The organism is Allochromatium palmeri, from assembly GCF_009720725.1.
GTDB lineage: Bacteria > Pseudomonadota > Gammaproteobacteria > Chromatiales > Chromatiaceae > Thermochromatium > Thermochromatium palmeri.
Genome location: NZ_WNKT01000060.1, coordinates 1 through 16,919 on the forward strand (window position 1 = coordinate 1; position 16,919 = coordinate 16,919).

The following is a 16,919-nucleotide window of genomic DNA, read 5'->3' on the forward strand; positions in this document are numbered from 1 at the left end:
GTGATATGACGATCTACATGTGGCCGAAATGGGCCGCACGGGCCATTGAATGGAGCGCGAAACACTCATGACGTAGCCACTGAAAACAAAATGTTTGTGAAAAAGGGCACTTTCAGTGTTAACGAATAGTAAACGGTATTTGATCAGCGTTTCCCTAAGTCCAATGCATATCAACGATCCGGAAATAACTGGTGTTCCATTCGTAACATCTGCCGACGCGCCGACATTGCCGCTTAGAGTCGAAAAAGTATCGGCTCCACGTAGAGCCGTGCCACTCGCATCGCCAATGCTGTGATCGTTGTGCATGCAGGTCAGTCTGGGCGGTCGGTCGACGGTGATTCAACACGGTCTTTCGATGCAGTCTGCTGACTCGCCGTGATGCTCTACGCCGGCCTGAAAACACTCCATCTCATCGGCGTCGTGCTTCTGGTCGGCAACGCCATCGTTACTCTGATCTGGAAGCTTGCGGCCGACCGGACCCGCGATCCGCGCGTTCTGGCCTTCGCGCAACGGCTGGTGGTCATCACGGACGTCTGGTTCACCGTCGGCGGCGTGGTGCTGCTCGCGCTTGGCGGCTACGGGGCGGCGCTCGTCGCGGGCCTCGACGTCCTGAACGTCGGCTGGTTGGTCTGGGGACAGGTGCTGCTGGTCCTATCGGGCGCACTCTGGGCTGGGGTGCTGATCCCGGCGCAGATCCGCCAGGGTCGACAGGCACGGGCCTTCGTCGAAAGTGGGGAGATCCCGGCGAGCTACTGGCGGGATGGGCGGCACTGGGCAATGTGGGGTGTGGTGGCGACCGTGCTGCTGGTAGTGGCCATCGGTGTCATGGTGGCCAAGCCCGGATAAGGCGGGTCTGGATGTGATGAGGTCATCGACGATGCACTTGGCCCTGTATCTCAGTTTTTTCGCCAACCTGATCCTGGCCCTGGTGTCCTGGGCGATCCTGCCCGAGCGGGTGGCGATCCACTTCGGCGCGGGCGGCGTCCCGGACGACTGGGGATCGAGTCTGGCCATGACCGGCCTGAGCGTGGGCCTGTCGTTGCTGCTGTTCGGGCTGCTGACGCGCAGTGCCGATCTGGTGCGGCGGGTTCCTGCCCGCTGGATCAATCTGCCCAATCGCGCCTACTGGCTGGCCCCGGAACGTCGTGAAGCGACGGCTGTGCGGCTTCACGAGCGACTCCAGGCCTTCGGCACGGCGCTGTTCGGGTTGCTGTTTGTCGCCGGGCTGCTGACCCTGGAAGCCAACCTCTCCGATCCGGTACGCCTCGATGAGCCTCTGTTTCTCGTCGCGCTCGGGAGCTTTCTCATCTATACCCTGTACTGGACCTGGAGTCTGACGAGAGCCTTTCGGGTACCGTCCGTTTGACCCGCGCCTGACATCGATCCACGCCGCCCCGTACCCTGACCATGACCGACCTCGAATTCACCAGTGACAAGTTCCTTCCCTGCCTGCCGGAAGACTGTCAGGCCAATCCCGGTGTCTATGGGTTCGAGCTGGCCCTGTGGCTCTCACAGGCGCTCGCGCGGGCGGGCCTCTTCACCAGCTATCCCATGGGCGAGGACTGGGGCTGGTTCATCGAGTACATCGAGGGCGAGGCGGAAGTGATGATCGGGTGTGGCAGCCAATGCGAAGCGGGCGACGGCTATCGTGGTCAACCCGTGATGTGGCATGTGTTCATCAAACAGCGGCGCTCGCTCAAGCAGTGGATCAAGCGGCAACCCGCTGAGTCCGCAATCGCGGCGAAGTTGATGGCTAACATCGTTGCGTTGCTTCGTTCCGAAGGGATCGATGTAAACTCGGGGGATGCGTCTTGATGGCGCGTTGGGGTGAAGAGCCATTTGGGACCAACGGCATTACATTCGTTCCTGCTCCCGATACCCATGCTGCCGACGCCGCTTCCCGATCGCCGCGATCCGCCGCGCCGGCCTCAATCATGCGATACTCTACGCCACATCCGGTGCGTCCCCTCCAGCGTTCACGCGCCTTAAACCCGTCTAAGCGGAACCACCCATAGACCCGAACCCTGGCGACATCGATATCCCGCGCGGAGAGCGCGACGTCGAACAGGGTTCAAGTTCGCCGACCGAGTACCCGAGCGTCATCCATCATGAGCCAGCCCCGCGACATCCTCATCACCAGCGCCCTCCCCTATGCCAATGGCCCGATCCACATCGGTCATCTGGTCGAATACATCCAGACCGACATCTGGGCGCGATTCCAGAAGATGCGCGGCCACAACTGCTGGTATGTCTGCGCCGACGACGCCCATGGCACGCCGATCATGCTGCGCGCGCGTCAGGAGGGCATCACGCCCGAGCAACTCATCGCACGGGTCGCCGCCGAGCATCAGGCCGACTTCGCCGCCTTCCGTGTCGGCTTCGATAACTATCACTCGACCCACTCGCCCGAGAACCAGCACTACGCCACGCTCATCTACGCGCGCAATCGCGACGCCGAACACATCGCCCGGCGCACGATCACCCAGGCCTATGATCCGGTCGAGCAGATGTTTCTGCCCGACCGCTTCATCAAGGGCGAGTGCCCCAAGTGCGGCGCGCCCGATCAGTACGGCGACAACTGCGAGGCCTGCGGGGCGAGCTATTCGCCGGCCGAGCTGAAGCATCCACGCTCGGCGGTCTCGGGCGCGGTGCCCGAACAGCGCGAGTCAGATCACTATTTCTTCAAGCTCGGCGATTTCGAGCCGATGCTGCGTGAATGGACGCGCGGCGGCAGTCTCCAGAAGGAGGTCGCCAACAAGCTCGACGAATGGTTCGAGGCCGGACTCCAGGAGTGGGACATCTCGCGCGATGCGCCCTATTTCGGCTTCGAGATCCCGGACCATCCGGGCAAGTTCTTCTATGTCTGGCTGGACGCCCCCATCGGCTACATGGCCAGCTTCCAGAACCTGTGCGACAAGACACCCGGACTGGACTTCGACCGCTTCTGGGGTAAGGACTCGACCGCCGAGCTCTATCACTTCATCGGCAAGGACATCATCTATTTCCATGCCCTGTTCTTCCCGGCCATGCTGCACGGGGCCGGCTTCCGCACCCCGAGTGCCATCTTCGCCCACGGCTTCCTCACCGTCGATGGACAGAAGATGTCCAAGTCGCGCGGCACCTTCATCAAGGCGCGCACCTACCTGGATCATCTCAACCCCGAGTATCTGCGCTACTACTTCGCCGCCAAGCTCGGACCGGGCGTCGACGACATCGACCTGAACCTGGAAGACTTCACGGCGCGCGTCAACGCCGATCTGGTCGGCAAGGTGGTCAACATCGCCAGCCGTTGTGCGGGCTTCATCAGCAAGCGGTTCGCTGGAACGCTCTCAGCGACGCTGGCTGAACCCGAGCTTTTCGCCGAGTTCATCGCGGCCGGCGACTCGATCGCGGCGGCCTATGAAAAACGCGAATTCAGCCGCGCGGTGCGCGAGATCATGGCGCTCGCCGACCGCGCCAATCAGTACATCGACGAGAAAGCGCCCTGGGTCGTGGCCAAGCAGGATGGACGCGAGGCCGAGTTGCAGGATATCTGCTCGATGGGCCTCAATCTGTTCCGGGTGCTGATCGGTTATCTGCGGCCGATCCTGCCCGGCACGGCGACCGAGTCCGAAGCCTTTCTCCAGATCGAACCGCTGACCTGGACGGCACTCGCCACGCCACTGCTCGGCCATGTGATCGCCCCCTTCAAACCGCTGATGACGCGCGTCGATCCAAAGCAGATCGAGGCCATGCTGGATGACTCCAAGGAAGACCTGAGTGCTGCCGGCGCGGCGTCAACGACCGCGACGCCGGCGGCAACCAACCCGCACCTCGAACGCGACCCCATCGCCGACCTGATCGACTACGACAGCTTCGCCAAAATCGATCTGCGCGTGGCCCTGATCCGCGAGGCGCGTCTGGTCGAGGGCGCCGACAAGCTGCTGCAACTCAAGCTCGACCTCGGCGGCGAGACGCGCACCGTCTTCGCCGGTATCCGCTCGGCCTATGATCCCAAGGATCTGGAAGGCCGGATGACGGTCATGGTCGCCAATCTCGCCCCGCGCAAGATGCGCTTCGGCGTCTCCGAGGGCATGGTGCTGGCCGCCGGTCCAGGCGGCGCAGATCTCTTCATCCTCAGCCCGGATGCGGGCGCCGAACCGGGCATGAAAGTGAAGTGAGGCTGTCCGTGTTCTGAGAGGCAGATAACCCTAACGAATGTCGGTTGTAGCCGGGCGATGGGCGGCGTATGCTTGCGCGCCCATATCCGCCCGATGTCGTCAACGTTCACCTAAACCCTGTCCCGCCAATCCGCCCGTGTCCACGAGTCTCCCGTCCGCATGACCGAATACGCGCTCATCTTGGTCGGCACCGTGCTGGTCAACAATTTCGTGCTGGTGAAGTTCCTGGGACTCTGCCCCTTCATGGGCGTGTCCAAGAAGCTGGAGACGGCGACCGGCATGGGTCTGGCAACCACCTTTGTGATGACGCTGTCGGCGGTCATCAGTTGGATCGTCAACGAATTCGTGCTCGAACCGCTCGACATCGGCTATCTGCGCACCATCTCTTTTATCCTGGTAATCGCCGCCGTGGTGCAGTTCACCGAGACGGTGATGCGCAAGACCAGTCCCATGCTCTACCAGTTGCTCGGCATCTTTCTGCCACTCATCACCACCAACTGTGCCGTGCTGGGCGTGGCCCTGCTCAATCATCAGGCCAAGCATTCGCTGGTCGAATCGGCCCTCTACGGCTTTGGGGCCGCCATTGGTTTTTCGCTGGTGCTGGCGCTCTTTGCCGCCATCCGCGAGCGGGTCGCCGTGGCCGATGTGCCCGAACCCTTCCAGGGCAGCGCCATTGCGCTCGTCACCGCCGGTCTCATGTCGCTGGCCTTCATGGGCTTCGCCGGCCTGGTCGCCAACTGAGTTTCCGTCGTTATGCTAGTCGCTATCCTGGCCATCGCCGCACTCGCCGCCTTCTTCGGTATCCTGCTCGGTTATTCGGCGATCCGTTTTCGGGTCGAAGGCGATCCCATTGCCGATCAGATCGACGCCCTGCTGCCGCAGACCCAGTGCGGTCAGTGCGGTCATCCGGGCTGCCGTCCCTACGCCGAGGCACTGGCCAAGGGCGAGGAAGAGATCAATAAGTGTCTGCCGGGTGGCGAGGCGCTAGTACTGGCGCTGGCCGATCTGCTCGGACGCGAGCCGGTGGCCATGGACATCAAAGAAAAGATTCCCTCGGTCGCCTTCATCGAGCCCGAGGATTGCATCGGCTGCACGCGCTGCATCCAGGCCTGTCCGGTCGATGCCATCATCGGCGCGGCCAAGCAGTTGCACGCGGTCATCAACAGCGAATGCACCGGCTGCGAACTCTGTGTCGAGCCGTGCCCGGTTGCCTGTATCCAGATGCGCCCGATTCAGGAAGACATCCAACGCTGGCGCTGGCCCTATCCGGCCCGTCAGCCGGTCGAAAGCGACAGCGCCGCCCCCCTGCGGGACGCGGCCTGAGCTGGAGCGGCGTCCATGGTCATTGCACTCAAGCCCAAATCCAGCCCTGAACGCCGTCTGTGGCGCTTCCACGGCGGTATCCATATCCCGGACGAAAAGGCACTGTCGAACGGTCGCGCCATCGAGCGCGCGCCACTGGCCGCGCGTCTCTGGGTGCCCTTGCAGCAGCATATCGGCGCGCCTGGGCGACCATTGATCGCCGTCGGCGACAGCGTCCTCAAGGGCCAGATGATCGCCGAGCCGACCGGCTTCATCAGCGCCCCGGTCCATGCCCCGACCTCGGGCCGGGTGGTGGCGATCGAGCCGCATCCGGTACCCCACCCGTCCGGGCTGTCGGCGCCCTGCGCGCTCATCGAACCGGATGGCGCCGAGACCTGGGCCGAACTTCCGCCGCCGCTGGCGGACTATCCGCAACTCGATCCGGCGCTGATCCGCGAACGCATCCGCTGGGCCGGCGTGGTCGGCATGGGCGGCGCCTCCTTCCCGACCAGCGTCAAGCTCACGCCCGGCACGGATCGTGAGATCCACACGCTCATCATCAACGGCGCCGAGTGCGAGCCATACATTACCTGCGATGATCGGCTGATGCGTGAGCGCGCGGCGCACATCCTCGAAGGCGTGCGCATCATGCACCACCTGTTGCGGGTGCGGACGGTGCTGATCGGCATCGAGGACAACAAGCCCGAGGCGATCGCGGCCATGCAACTGGCCCTGGCCGAGACCGACATGGGCGGCTATACCGAGATCGTGACCATCCCGACGCTCTATCCGAGCGGCGGCGAGAAGCAGCTCATCCGGATTCTGACCGGCAAGGAGGTGCCGACGAGCGGCATTCCGGCGCAGATCGGCATCGTTTGCCAGAATGTCAGCACAGCCGCGGCCGTCGCGGATGCTGTGTTGGAAGGACGGCCGCTGATCGCGCGCGTGGTGACGGTCACGGGTCACGCCATCGCCGAGCCGCGCAATCTGGAAGTGCCGGTCGGCACCCCGATCGAGCATCTGATCGCGCAGTGCGGCGGCTATCGCGAGACACCCCGCAAACTCATCTGCGGCGGCCCGATGATGGGTTTCGAGCTGCGCGAGTCGACCACGCCCATCACCAAATCGACGAACTGTCTGCTCGCGCTCGCACCGGCAGAAGCACCCGATCCAGAGCCGGCGCTCGCCTGCATCCGTTGCGGACGCTGCGCCGAGGTCTGCCCGGCCAAGCTCCTGCCACAGCAACTGTACTGGAACGCGCGCGCCAAGGATCTCGACCGGGTGCAGGACTACAACCTGTTCGACTGTATCGAATGCGGCTGTTGCGCCCAGGTCTGTCCCAGTCACATTCCGCTGGTGCAATACTATCGCTACGCCAAGACCGAGATCTGGGCGCGCGAGCAGGAGAAGCGCAAGTCTGAACAGGCCCGCGCCCGTCATGCCGCCAAGCAGGCGCGGCTGGAACGTCAGGAGCAGGAAAAGCAGGCGCGGTTACGCAAGCAGAAGGAGGCGCTGGCGGCAAAGCCAGCGGCCGCCGCCGATGGCGACGATGCCAAGAAAGTCCTGATCGAGGCGGCCCGCCAGCGCGCCGCTGAGCGCAAGCGTTCGGACGCGGCCGGGCAGGATTGACCACCGGCGCGCGGAGCGACGGATGTTGCCCCGCGCCCCCGGTCGATCCCGTCGAGCCGCCGTAATCGAGTCAACCGCCGGATTCCCTGTCATGCCAAACTCCGTCATCTCATCGCCTCATGTCCCGCGCGTGAACCGGGTCGACCGCGTCATGCTCGACGTGCTGCTGGCACTCATCCCCGGCATCCTGGTCATGACCTGGTTCTTCGGCTGGGGGCTGCTCATCAATTGCGTGCTGGCTGTGACCTTCGCCGTGGCCGCCGAGACCGTCGTGATGCTCCTGCGTGGACGCTCGCCCCTGATCGCGCTGCGCGATCTGAGCGCCGTGGTCACCGCGGTGCTGTTCGCGCTCTCGGTACCGCCGATCCTGCCCTGGTGGCTGACATTACTCGGGATGCTGTTCGCGATCATACTGGTCAAGCAGCTCTATGGCGGTCTGGGCTACAACCCCTTCAATCCGGCGATGGCCGCCTATGTGTTTCTGCTGATCTCCTATCCGGTCGCCATGACCACCTGGCTGGCGCCGGCCGGACTGGCCGAACATCCTCTGAGCTTCATGGAGTCGCTGCGTCTGATCCTGAACGGCACGCTGCCGACCGGATTCGAGTGGGACGCCCTGTCGTCGGCCACGCCGCTCGATGAGATGCGCGGCAAGCTGGATCTGGGTCAGACCATCGAGCAGATCGGTCAGAGTCAGACCTGGGGCTGGCTCGGCGGGCGCGGCTGGGAATGGGTCGGTGTGGCCTTCCTGCTCGGCGGTGTCTATCTGCTGTGGCGGCGCCTCATCACCTGGCACATTCCGGTGTCCATGCTACTGGGTCTGACGGCGACGGCGACGCTGTTCTGGGCCATCGATCCACACACCCATCCCAGCCCGATCTTCCATCTCTTCAGCGGCGCGGCCATGCTCGGGGCCTTCTTCATCGCCACCGACCCGGTGACGGCCTGCACCACCAAGAAGGGCCAGCTCGTCTTCGGCGCCAGCATCGGCCTCATCGTCTATGTGATCCGTTCCTGGGGCGGCTATCCGGACGCCGTAGCCTTCGCGGTCTTGTTGATGAACATCGCGGCCCCGACCATCGACTATTACACCCAACCTCGCGTCTTTGGACATGGGAGCGCGCGCACATGATCACCAAGGCCAAATCCATCCTGCTGTCGGGGAGCGTCCTCGGCGCCTTCGCCATCGGCGGCGTCACTCTGGTGGCCGTCACCCAGGGCTCGGTCGGTGAGCGCATCGCCGACAACCAGTATCAGGCGATGAAGCGCAAGCTCGACACCATCCTGCCGGCGGCGCAGGTCAACAACGATCCGCTCCAGGACCACATCCAGGTCAGCGCCAGCGAGCTGCTCGGCGCTGAGTCCACCCAGGTCTATCGCGCGCGCCAGGATCAATCGCCGGTCGCCCTGGTGCTCGAACCCGTGGTTCCCGACGGCTATGCCGGCCCGATCAAGCTGCTGGTCTCGGTGCTGCACGATGGGACGCTGGGCGGGGTGCGCGTGGTCTCGCATCATGAAACGCCCGGACTGGGCGACAAGATCGAGGAGGCCAAATCCGACTGGGTGCTCGACTTCACCGGTAAGTCGCTGACCAATCCACCGCTGGAGAAATGGGGCGTGAAGCGTGACGGTGGCGAGTTCGATCAGTTCACCGGCGCCACCATCACCCCACGTTCGATCGTCAACGCGGTGCGCGACACCCTGCTCTATGTCCAGCAGCAGGGCGAAACCCTCTATGAACCGCTCGACGTCGACACCACGGCACCCGCCTCAGCTACGGGAGGACAGGGCTGATGTCAGCGCCCCAATCCTACGGACACATCCTCAGCGGCGGTGTCTGGAGCAACAATCAAATGCTGGTCGCCCTGCTCGGGCTTTGTCCGTTGCTGGCGACCACGACCTCGGCCACCAACGGACTCGGCATGGGGCTGGCGACCACGGCGGTCATCGTCTGCTCCAACGGCACGGTTTCCCTGGTGCGTAACCTGGTGCGACCCGAGATCCGCATCCCGGTGTTCGTACTGGTCATCGCCTCGTTCGTGACCCTGGTCGAGCTGATCATGCAGGCGTTCTTCTATGACCTCTATCAGGTGCTGGGGCTGTTCATCTCGCTGATCGTGGTCAACTGCATGATCATCGGCCGTGCCGAGGCGTTTGCGTCCAAGAACCGGGTCGACCGCGCTCTGCTCGACGGTCTGGCCGTGGGCCTGGGCGCGACCCTGGTGTTGACCACGCTCGGCGGTCTGCGCGAGTTCGTCGGTCAGGGGACGCTGTTCTTCCAGGCGGATCTGCTGCTCGGCGACTGGGCCAAGGCGATCTCGCTGAGTCTGGGCGACGACTTTCATGGTGCGCTGATCGCGATCCTGCCGCCCGGCGCCTTCATCGGACTGGGACTGATGATCGCGCTCAAAAATCTCATCGACCAGCGCGCCAAGCGGCGTCAGGTCGCTGCACAGCCGGCCTCCGCGCAACCGGTCACGGCGCCGACCTGACCCAACAGTGACGATCGGCTGTCGTCTGGCGCTGGTGGTCCACATCGCCCCCGACAGTCAGCCGTCACGTCTGCTCAAGGAGGCCGACGCGGCCATGGATCGGCCTGGGCGAATTTGAAGTCCCTGTGTCGCTCAGAATCCCAAAGTGCTCGATCGTGGATCTCAGTTCATCGGGTTTCACCGGCTTGGCGAGGAACCCATCCATGCCGGCATCCAGACAGTCGTGCCGCACATCTTCCGAGGCATTGGCGGTCAGGGCCAGGATCGGCAGCGGACGCCCATTGGACTCAGCCCGATAGCGCCGGGTGAAGTCGAGACCATCGAGCTTGGGCATCCGCAGATCGACAACAGCGATCTGATAGCCGCCGGCCAGCGCCGCCTCCAGGGCCGACGCGCCGTCGGTGAAGAGGTCGTACTCGAAGCCCATCCGGTCGAGAAAGCGGGTGATGACCTTGGCGGCGATCGCATTGTCCTCGGCCACCAGCACCCGGATCGCGGGGCCAGCATGGGGCGTGCGCCAGTCGTTGGGCGTCGTCTTGACTGTGTAGCAGGCCGGCTCCTCGGCCACGGCCGGCGGTAGCTCGTCGAGCAGTGGCAGCCGCACCCGGAACAGACTGCCACGTCCCTCCTCGCTCTCGACCTCGATGGCGCCGCCCATGAGCACGACCAGCTCGCGCGCGATGGTCGTGCCCAGCCCGGTGCCGCCGAAGCGGCGCGTGGTCGAATCATCGGCCTGACGGAAACTCTCGAACAGCACGTCGAGCGTGTCGGCTGGAATACCGATGCCCGTGTCGATGACCTCGATCGCGAGATGCGGCCGTCCGAGCGCCGGAGAGGATTCGGCCACACGCAAGCGCACACGGACCTCGCCGTGCTCGGTGAACTTGATGGCATTGCCGATCAGATTGAAGAGGATCTGACGCACCCGCAGCGCATCGCCAAGCACGCGCTCGGGCACCTCGGGCGCGATCTCCTGGATCAGTGCCAGACCGCGGGCGCACGCCTGACCGTCGAGGATGGCGCAGACCTCGTGCGTCAATTCACGCGGTGCGAAGGGCAGACGTTCGAGCTTGAGCCGGCGGGCGTCGAGCTTGGAGAAATCCAGGATGTCGCCGATCAGGGCACTGAGCGCGTTGGCCGAACTGGCGATCGCCTCGACCTGTTCACACTGTTCGCTATCGAGCCGGGTCTCCCGGAGCAGCTCGGCCATGCCGATGACACCGGTCAGGGGCGTGCGCAGTTCGTGGGTCATGATAGCCAGAAAATCGCTCTTGGCCTTGCTCGCCCGTTCGGCGTCAGCCCGCGCCTGCTGGAGCTGGCGCAGCAGCGAGGCTTGATACAGCGGCAGCAGCACCAGCAGCAACAGGAAGAACGCGGCCTCGAAGGTGTGCCGGTGCCACTCGTCGAGCTCGATCAGCACGAGGTTGTAGGCGAGGACCGCCACCACTGAGCCCACGATCAGCGGACCGCGCCCGAACCGGGTGCCGGCCGAGATGAAAATGAGGATATAGAGCAGGTAAAAGGGACTGATGGCCTCCTGCGTGACGAAGATCGCCAGACTGACCACCACGACGTCGAGACAGATGGCCAGATAACGGCGCGCGACCCAATCGGGTCGGTAAATCACGCTGACGATCAGGGCGAAACTCGCCAACAGATGCAAGGCAAAGATGGTCAGGAAATAGGGAACGTCGACCCGATAGTAGTCGGCCCAGGCTCCCAGCGCGATATAGCCGGCCCCGAACAGCGCGGTCAGCAGGCGCACCGCGCCCGACTGAAGCTCAGGATTGCCTCTGAGCCGCGCCGACCAGCGCGCCGTGCCGGCGAGCCGTCCCAGTGTCGATTCGAGTACCGCCATGTCTCTCGCCTCTTCATGGTATATTAGCGAATCATGTCGAACGTCTTGACAGCCGAAACCCAAGGCGGATACACCGCCCAAGCATTCAAATAACGAAAGAGAACGGGGAGAGCCTCAATGTCCAAGAAACATCCAGTCGTCGCCGTCACCGGCTCATCCGGCGCCGGTACCACGACCGTCAAGCGCGCCTTCGAGCACATATTCCATCGCGACAACATCAGCGCGGCTGTGATCGAGGGCGACAGCTTCCATCGCTTCGACCGCGCCGCCATGAAAGCCGAGATGGCGGCCTTTGCCCAGCGCGGCAGTAGCCTCAGTCACTTCGGCCCGGCGGCCAACCGCTTTGATCTGCTCGAAGACCTCTTCCGTGAATACGGCGAGACCGGCATGGGCAAGAAGCGTTACTACATCCACAGCGCCGACGAGGCGTGCCAGCTCAATGACCGGCTTGGCACCTCGCTCAATCCGGGCGAATTCACGCCTTGGGAGGATGTTCCGGCCGGGACGGATCTCCTGTTCTACGAGGGTTTGCACGGTCTGGTCGTCACCGAGGACAGCAACGTCGCCCAGCATGTCGACCTGGGCGTCGGCGTGGTGCCGATCGTCAATCTGGAATGGATCCAGAAGATCCACCGCGACAATCTCGAGCGCGGTTACTCGGCCGAGGCCATCGTCGACACCATCATGCGCCGGATGCCGGACTACATCCGTTACATCACGCCGCAGTTCTCGCTGACCGACATCAACTTCCAGCGCGTACCCACGGTCGACACCTCCAATCCCTTCATCGCCCGCGACATCCCGACGCCGGACGAGAGCTTCGTCATCATCCGCTTCAAGGATCCGAAGCGATTCGACATCGACTTCTCCTACCTGCTGTCGATGATCCATGACTCCTTCATGTCGCGGCGCAACTCCATGGTGGTTCCAGGCGGCAAAATGGGCTTTGCGATGGAGATCATCCTGCAACCCATCATCGAACGCATGATGGACGCGCGTCGAGTCTAACGCCCGAGTCCGCCGTGTGATGACAACCGCAAGGGTGCTGACCGCCCTTGCGGTTTTTTAGGCTTCGCGCGTTCTCTAGCGCCCCTCCTCCACCGCTTGCAACACCGAGCGCCGGCCATGTTCGGCCAGTACGCGCAGAAAACCCTCACCGAACCGCGCCAGCTTGATCTCGCCGACGCCCGTGAGCCGTCCCATCTCGACCAGGGTGCGCGGCCGGTGCGCCAGCATTTCGCGCAGTGTTGCGTCACCGAAGATGACATAGGCCGGCACATCCTGCTCCTGGGCCAGGGCGAATCGGTGTGCGCGCAGCGCCTGCCAAAGCTCAGCGGCCTCGGGATCGCTCGGCGGCGCGACGCGTGGGGCGCGCGTCTTGTCGCTGGAACGCTTGCGCTCGGGATCGCGTCGCAGTTGGATGGCGCGCTCGCCGCGCAGGATAGGCCGACTGGCCTCGGTCAGACGCAGCGAGCCATGTCCCTCGACATCCACCGATACCAGACCGGCGGCCACCAGTTGGCGATAGACCGAGCGCCAGTGATCGGCGTTCATGGGGCGCCCATCGACGCTCTGGCCAATGCCGAACGTGCTGGCCTTGTCGTGGCCGAAACGGCGGATGCGTTCGTTGGATTTGCCGAGCAGCACATCGGCCAGATAGGCGCTGCCGAAGCGCTGCCCGGTGCGATAGATGCAGGACAGCGCCTTGCGCGCCGCCTCGGTGCCGTCCCAGGTCTCAACCGGCTCCAGACAGGTGTCGCAGTTACCGCAGGGCTGTTCCAGCGGCTCACCGAAGTAGTGCAGCAACACCTGACGACGGCAGTTGGCCGTTTCGCAGAAGCCCAAAATCTGATCGAGCTTGTGCATCTCGATACGCTTGAAGCGCTCCTCGGCCTCGGATTCATCGATCCGGCGCCGCAGTGTGACCAGGTCGCTCAGACCATAGGCCATCCAGGCATCGGCCGGCAGACCATCACGTCCGGCGCGCCCGGTCTCCTGATAGTAGGACTCCAGGCTTTTGGGGAGATCCAGGTGGGCGACGAAGCGCACGTCCGGCTTGTCGATACCCATGCCGAAGGCGATGGTGGCGACCATGATCAGCCCATCCTCGCGCAGAAAGCGGGCTTGATGCTCACGGCGCATCGCCGAGGGTAGACCGGCGTGATAAGGCAGCGCCTTAAAACCCTGGGCTTCGAGATAGACCGCCGTCTCCTCGACCCGGCGGCGCGAGAGACAGTAGACGATACCGGCGCTTTCGGGGTGTTCGCGGCGCAGGAAGGCCAGCAGTTGCTGGCGCGGGTTGGATTTTTCGACGACGCGATAGCGGATGTTGGGCCGGTCGAAGCTGGAGACGAACTGGCGTGCTGATTCCAGGCTCAGGCGGGCGACGATCTCGTTGCGGGTCGGGGCATCGGCGGTGGCGGTGAGTGCGATACGCGGCACCTGGGGCCAGCGCGCGTGCAGGCATTCGAGCTGGATGTATTCGGGCCGGAAGTCGTGGCCCCATTGTGAGACGCAGTGTGCCTCGTCGATGGCGAAGAGCGCGATTTCGACCGCGTCCAGCAGCGACTGACAGCGCTCGGTCAGCAGGCGTTCGGGCGCCACATAGAGCAGATCCAGCGTGCCCTGGCGCAGCGAGCGCTCGACGGCGCGTGCCTCGTCGAGATCGAGCGAGGAGTTCAGGAAGGCCGCGCGCACGCCGAGCTGACGCAGCGCCTCGACCTGATCCTGCATCAGTGCGATCAGGGGCGAGACCACGACGGCGGTTCCAGATCGGATCAGGGCCGGGATCTGATAGCAGAGCGACTTGCCGCCGCCGGTGGGCATCAGCACCAAGGCGTCGCCGCCACCGATCAGTTGGTCGATGATCTCGGCCTGGGCGCCGCGAAAGCAGTCGTAGCCGAAGACGCGGCTCAGGATCTCGCGTGCTGATTCACTCATCGGACATGGAAAACTTGAACCAAAAACTCTTTGTGTTGCTTATAGCAGAAAAAAGCCGAAAACCAAACAGCTTTTAGCGCAAGCGCGGATGGGTTCGAACACGAAAAGATAGACGTCGAACCGCGCCAGCGACTGATCCAGCCGATACGACGCGGTTTGCGAACTGAACGTGCTTCAGATCTGCACGCCGAGCGTCTTGAGCTGACGACGCACGATGGGGTCGGTGCGATTCTTGGAGGTCGCGGCTTTCATGAACACGACCACGCGGTCGATGTCGCGGATCACGCCCAACAGTGTCTCGCCGTCCGGATAGTGCCGAATCAGCGATTCGAACGCCAGCTCCATCAGGGTCTCATCCGCGCGCGAGATGCCGATCGCATAGGCGATGTTGCAGACAAAGCCTGGATGACGATAGTGCAGACGGGTGGCGAAGCGGCGCCAGGCCTCGACCCAGCCCTGCCACTCGACTTCCGAGACGCTTGAACGACTGGTGCGCAGAAAGAGTACGATCTTGACGAATTCGGCCTGCCAGGCCCAGGGCTTGGCATCGCTTTCTTTGCGCAGGCGCTCGATTGCGCGCCCGTGGTACTGCTGGCAGTGGTCGCACTGGTAGTAGATCGCGAGTGCGTAGGCGATGAATTCGCGATCGAGTTCGCTCAGGGTGAAGGGGTCGGACTCTCCGGGTGCGCCCGAGAAGGTGTGGGCGTGTAATTCGTTGAGAACGTCGTTGAAGGGTTGGCCCTGGATGGACGCGCGGACTGCCTGACTGGCCACTGTAAACCTCTGGTTGAAAAACGGGTATTGCAGGCGCGGATGCTACGCATGGTTGGAGCGGCTGGCAACATGGGCGAATGGGTGGCCTTGCGAGCGCGGTTGACGCAACGCTGCATCAAACCTGCTTTTGTGCGCATTGCCAAGCTCTGTACTCCGATCGGCGCAGCCGATAGCGGGCGATACTGCCTTCGTGCAACTGTTGCAGCGCGACTGTGAGCATCGATCTGAAGGCGGCCCGGTCGGTCTCGGCGGCGTGATGCTGAGCGATGTCCGCAATGACCGTCTGACTGGGCGGCTGCAAGCCTTTAACGACGGTCTGAACGGCTTGGATCAAGGCTTCCCGATACTTGATCTTCAGCGGGTCGGGTTCGACCATGGTTTGCGTAATGGCCAGATAACGCTGGCACGAACGCTCATAGGCCCAGATAAACACGTCACGCAATAACGCCATCTGGTTGAACTCATTGATCCCCAGGATGCCTTCGATATAAGCGCGCTCTGGAACGTCGATGAAGGATAATGGGCACAGATTATGCTTTATGAGCGGAATATTGGCACCAAGGCGCGACACGCGCTTATTTACGTCTTCGAACGGCTGCAGATAGGGCAACTGCACCATCAGAAAGAAGCTCTGCTCGAACGGATCGGGAATGGCACGCGCCTTATCGAGTAGCTGGGCAAAGCAGTCATGAATGACCTGAGGCATGGCGAGCGGGTGGAACACCGTGCCGGAGATATCCACCGGCCGGCGACGCAACCGACCGCAGGCTTCAGGGTCGCGCATCAAGTCCTGAGACAATACAGCGTGCAGGTTCTGGAAGGTGAAGGCATCGAAGTCCACCTCATCGGCGCCCTCGATCAACATCTCGATAGCCGCTTTGTGGTTCAGGATCATCTGGGTTTCGATGACATCCTTCCCCTGGGCGATCTGGCCGAATTCGATCAGGTTCTGGGTGTCGAGGCGGGTGTAGGTATTGCCTTCCAGTTTGGATGAGGCCCAGGACAAATCGACCAGCAGTCGACCCAGGATATCCCGGGCGTAGGTGCCTGCCGGGCGCTCATCGGCGGATGTGCGGCCCATCTCGTGCAATTGGACGCGCAGCGATTTAGAGAGACAGTCTGGGCGATCAGCGTCTGACAAAAGAGTCCAGGTAGTAGCGGCAGGCCGGAGACTCGCGCCAGGGCGATCAACGGGCCGGCATCGACCGCGACGATCTCAACCGAAGCGGGCAAGTTCCTGCTCCAGCTCGCCAGCTTGAGGACGGGCAACAGGTATTCCCGATCGATCGAGGTGATCCATGAATTCCACGATGCTCAGTCCAGCCAGCCGCGCGGCTTGACCGAGCGACATGATTTCCTGGTCGAACAGACGCATGGCCAGTGCCGTCATGAAACCATCGCGCAGCAGAGCGTCGTCGAATGGAACCGCGACGAAGACAGGACGCCCCTCGCGGGTGACGATGGACAGGCCGCCTGACTCGGCTTCTCGAATCAAGTCATTGGTATGGCTGGCCAGATTGAGGGTTTCAAAGGTTTGCATGACAGAGTTCCCATTTACGAGGTGACACAACGCACCAGCAGCAGATCACAGCCAAATGCTTTAGGGAAACGCTGATCAAATACCGTTTACTATTCGTTAACACTGAAAGTGCCCTTTTTCACAAACATTTTGTTTTCAGTGGCTACGTGTCAAGTCCCCGGAGATTGTAGACACGTTTTTTGAAGAGTTTGGGGCGTTTCTCGTGCCAGTCCTTGAGTGCCTGA

17 protein-coding genes are annotated in these 16,919 nt (G+C 63.0%); 11 read left to right on the top strand and 6 right to left on the bottom strand.

What is annotated here, in order from left to right:
- Positions 1-306, bottom strand: a 306-nt coding sequence (locus GJ668_RS20370; protein ID WP_222930812.1) for a hypothetical protein, incomplete at its 3' end; no start/stop codon positions are given.
- 72 nt (positions 307-378) lie between these two features.
- On the opposite strand from GJ668_RS20370, the gene GJ668_RS17995 reads away from it, so the two are divergent.
- From GJ668_RS17995 to GJ668_RS18040, 10 genes are all read left to right on the top strand, one after another.
- Entirely contained in the window at positions 379-846 is a 468-nt protein-coding gene (locus GJ668_RS17995; RefSeq protein WP_155451497.1) for a DUF2269 family protein, read from the top strand.
- Between the two features lie 31 nt (positions 847-877).
- Positions 878-1,366, top strand: coding sequence for a DUF1648 domain-containing protein (locus tag GJ668_RS18000; RefSeq protein ID WP_186343190.1), 489 nt, complete (start codon positions 878-880; stop codon positions 1,364-1,366).
- 41 nt (positions 1,367-1,407) lie between these two features.
- Positions 1,408-1,815 carry a hypothetical protein gene (locus tag GJ668_RS18005; protein ID WP_155451499.1) on the top strand — a complete coding sequence of 136 codons (408 nt, stop codon included), beginning with the start codon at positions 1,408-1,410 and terminating at the stop codon, positions 1,813-1,815.
- Between the two features lie 293 nt (positions 1,816-2,108).
- Positions 2,109-4,160, top strand: coding sequence for a methionine--tRNA ligase (gene metG / locus GJ668_RS18010; protein ID WP_155451500.1), 2,052 nt, complete (start codon positions 2,109-2,111; stop codon positions 4,158-4,160).
- Between the two features lie 159 nt (positions 4,161-4,319).
- The gene (gene rsxA / locus GJ668_RS18015) at positions 4,320-4,901 is read left to right on the top strand and encodes an electron transport complex subunit RsxA (RefSeq protein WP_155451501.1); all 582 of its coding nucleotides are present in this window, start codon (positions 4,320-4,322) and stop codon (positions 4,899-4,901) included.
- Between the two features lie 12 nt (positions 4,902-4,913).
- Complete coding sequence (rsxB, locus tag GJ668_RS18020) at positions 4,914-5,483, top strand: electron transport complex subunit RsxB (RefSeq protein ID WP_155451502.1); 570 nt, start codon at positions 4,914-4,916, stop codon at positions 5,481-5,483.
- Positions 5,484-5,498: 15 nt separating this feature from the next.
- Positions 5,499-7,091, top strand: coding sequence for an electron transport complex subunit RsxC (gene rsxC / locus GJ668_RS18025; protein ID WP_155451503.1), 1,593 nt, complete (start codon positions 5,499-5,501; stop codon positions 7,089-7,091).
- Between the two features lie 91 nt (positions 7,092-7,182).
- The gene (rsxD, locus tag GJ668_RS18030) at positions 7,183-8,223 is read left to right on the top strand and encodes an electron transport complex subunit RsxD (RefSeq protein ID WP_155451504.1); all 1,041 of its coding nucleotides are present in this window, start codon (positions 7,183-7,185) and stop codon (positions 8,221-8,223) included.
- Entirely contained in the window at positions 8,220-8,885 is a 666-nt protein-coding gene (gene rsxG, locus GJ668_RS18035; protein WP_155451505.1) for an electron transport complex subunit RsxG, read from the top strand. Before rsxD ends, rsxG begins: the two co-directional genes overlap by 4 nt.
- A complete protein-coding gene (locus tag GJ668_RS18040; protein WP_155451506.1) occupies positions 8,885-9,583 on the top strand; it encodes an electron transport complex subunit E in 699 nt (232 codons plus the stop codon). Before rsxG ends, GJ668_RS18040 begins: the two co-directional genes overlap by 1 nt.
- A 64-nt stretch (positions 9,584-9,647) precedes the next feature.
- Here the strand turns inward: GJ668_RS18040 and GJ668_RS18045 are convergent, their stop codons facing one another.
- Positions 9,648-11,441: an ATP-binding protein gene (locus GJ668_RS18045; RefSeq protein ID WP_155451507.1), complete on the bottom strand. Its 1,794-nt coding sequence runs from the start codon at positions 11,439-11,441 to the stop codon at positions 9,648-9,650.
- Between the two features lie 117 nt (positions 11,442-11,558).
- On the opposite strand from GJ668_RS18045, the gene GJ668_RS18050 reads away from it, so the two are divergent.
- Positions 11,559-12,449 carry a phosphoribulokinase gene (locus tag GJ668_RS18050; RefSeq protein ID WP_155451508.1) on the top strand — a complete coding sequence of 297 codons (891 nt, stop codon included), beginning with the start codon at positions 11,559-11,561 and terminating at the stop codon, positions 12,447-12,449.
- 75 nt (positions 12,450-12,524) lie between these two features.
- Here GJ668_RS18050 and recQ read toward each other — a convergent pair whose 3' ends face one another.
- From recQ to GJ668_RS18070, 4 genes are all read right to left on the bottom strand, one after another.
- Complete coding sequence (gene recQ, locus GJ668_RS18055) at positions 12,525-14,381, bottom strand: DNA helicase RecQ (protein ID WP_155451509.1); 1,857 nt, start codon at positions 14,379-14,381, stop codon at positions 12,525-12,527.
- Positions 14,382-14,555: 174 nt separating this feature from the next.
- Positions 14,556-15,155 carry a hypothetical protein gene (locus GJ668_RS18060; RefSeq protein WP_186343191.1) on the bottom strand — a complete coding sequence of 200 codons (600 nt, stop codon included), beginning with the start codon at positions 15,153-15,155 and terminating at the stop codon, positions 14,556-14,558.
- 115 nt (positions 15,156-15,270) lie between these two features.
- Positions 15,271-16,236, bottom strand: coding sequence for a Fic family protein (locus GJ668_RS18065; protein WP_222930813.1), 966 nt, complete (start codon positions 16,234-16,236; stop codon positions 15,271-15,273).
- A 135-nt stretch (positions 16,237-16,371) separates the two neighbouring features.
- Positions 16,372-16,695 (bottom strand): UPF0175 family protein, encoded by a 324-nt coding sequence (locus GJ668_RS18070; RefSeq protein ID WP_155451511.1) that lies wholly within the window; start codon positions 16,693-16,695, stop codon positions 16,372-16,374.
- Between the last annotated feature and the right edge of the window lie 224 nt (positions 16,696-16,919).